The sequence below is a fragment of the Rhizobacter sp. P3_C12 genome, assembly GCF_056402735.1.
The window spans coordinates 1-2227 of sequence record NZ_JBFUGW010000516.1; the positions used below are offsets into that span (position 1 = coordinate 1).

Here is a 2227-nt window from a genome sequence, read left to right on the forward strand (position 1 = left end):
CAGCCCCCCGGCGCGCTGCAGGGGCGCGACGTGCGCCAGTTGCTCGGCCTGCCGCCGCAGGCCGCGCTGGCGGCGGCCGAACACCGCTGGACCACGCCCTCCGGCACGCAGCGCTGGCTGAGCCTGCAGTCACCCGGCCCGCAGCTGCTGCTGGTGCAGGACATCACCGACGTGCGCGCGCTCGGCGACGAGGCGCGCCGGCTCGCCGAGCTGCTCGACATGGCGCAGGAGTTCGGGCGCCTGGGCGTCTGGGAGCGCGACATCCCGTCCGGCGAGGGCCGCTGGGATCGCCACATGTTCCGCTTCTTCGGCCTGGACCCGGCCGGCGGCACGCCGAACTTCGCGCTCACCGCGCAGCACATCCACCCGGACGACCGGGTCGACCCGCGGCTGTTCGAATCGATGACCGAGCCCGGCCAGTACACCCGGCGCTACCGCATCGTGATGCCCGACGGCCGGATCCGGCGCGTGCATTCGCAGTGGGAGGTCAAGTCCGCCCCCGGCGGCGGCACGCCGACCCGAGCGATCGGCATCATGGTCGACGACACCGAGGCCTACGAGCTGGCCGAGTCGTTCAATGACACCAGCGCGCAGCTGAAGATCGCGGTCGACCTGGGCAACATCGCGATCTGGCGCCATGACCTGAAGCGCAACCGCATGTACTACAACGAGCGCGCCTACCAGGTGCTCGACATCACGCCGCGGCCCGAGGGCATGGCGATGGAGGAGGTGCGCGCGCTGATCCACCCCGACGACCTGCCGCAGGTGCTGGCCACCTCGCAGGCCGCGCTGCGCTCGGACCGCCCGGTCGACATGGAAGCCCGCTACCGCCGCCCGGACGGCAGCTTCCGCTACGTGCTGACGCGCCGTGTCGTGCGCCGCGATGCCGAGGGCACGCCGATCGAGTTCGTCGGCGTCGCGCTCGACGTGACCGAGCAGGTCGAGCACACGCGGCGCGCGACCGAGCTCGCGAAGCGGCTGGAGATCGCCGCCACGGCGGCGGGCCTGGGCATCTGGAGCCGCGACCCGCAGACGCGCCGCGCCGAATGGAACGACGAGATGTTCCGCATCATCGGCCGGCCGAAAGAGGCGGGCGTGCCATCGGGCGCCGAGTGGATGACCGAGGTCGTGCACCCGGACGACCGCGCCTTCATGGAGCGCGTGCGCGACGAGATCCGCGCGAGCGACGAGATGTCGGTGGAGCACGAGTACCGCATCCGCCGTCCTGATGGCGAGGTGCGCTGGCTGGTGAACCGGGTGCGGCGCGAATCGCGCGACGGCCGGCCGATGCTGTTCGGCATCACGATCGACGTGACCGAGCGCGTGAAGACCGAAGCGGCATTGCGCAGCGCGAACGAGCGCATCGGTCTCGCGGTGCGCAGCGTGGGCATCGGCACCTGGGAATGGCTGCCGCGCACCGACACCTCGGTGTGGGACGAGGCGATGTTCCGGCTGCGCGGCCTGGAGCCGTCGGACCAGGTGCCGAACGAGGCCGAGCGCGCGGCGCTGGTGTGGCCCGAGGACCGCGAGCGGGTCRCGGCCGCGCTCGAGGAATCGGTGCGCACCCGCAGCAGCGCGGCCTACGAGTTCCGCGTCGTGTGGCCTGACGGTTCGGTGCACTGGCTGGCCTCGCGCTCGACGGCGGTGACGGACGCGAGCGGCCAGGTGCATCGCCACATGGGGGTGAACTGGGACATCACCGAGGCGCGCAGCGCCGAGATCGCCCGCCAGGAGCGGGCTGTCGCGCAGCGCGAGAGTTCGGCCAAGTCGGAGTTCCTGGCGCGCATGAGCCATGAGCTGCGCACGCCGCTGAACGCGGTGCTGGGTTTCGCGCAGTTGCTGCAGTTCGACGCGCGTGCGCTGAGCGCCGACCACAACCACAAGGTGGAGCACATCGCCGCGGCCGGCCGGCACCTGCTGTCGCTGATCAACGATGTGCTGGACCTGTCGAGCCTGGAGAGCGGCAACCTGCGGCTGGACCTGCAGCCGCTCGCGCTGCACGAGGTGGTGTACGAGACCTTGCCGCTGGTGGAGGCGCTGGCGCGCGAGCACGGCGTGACGCTGCATGCCGACCGGCTGCAGGCCACCGTGCGCGCCGACCGGATCCGGCTGCGCCAGGTGCTGATCAACCTGTTGACGAACGGCATCAAGTACAACCGGCCCCACGGGCGCGTCACGCTGACCTGCACGGTCGATGCGACGCACGTGACGCTGCACGTGGCAGACA

1 protein-coding gene is annotated in these 2227 nt (G+C 71.6%); it reads left to right on the forward strand.

Features of this window, described 5'->3' with window-relative positions:
• Positions 1–2227: sensor histidine kinase (locus AC1DXV_RS33975; RefSeq protein ID WP_477937970.1), on the forward strand; the 2227-nt coding region annotated here is incomplete at both ends.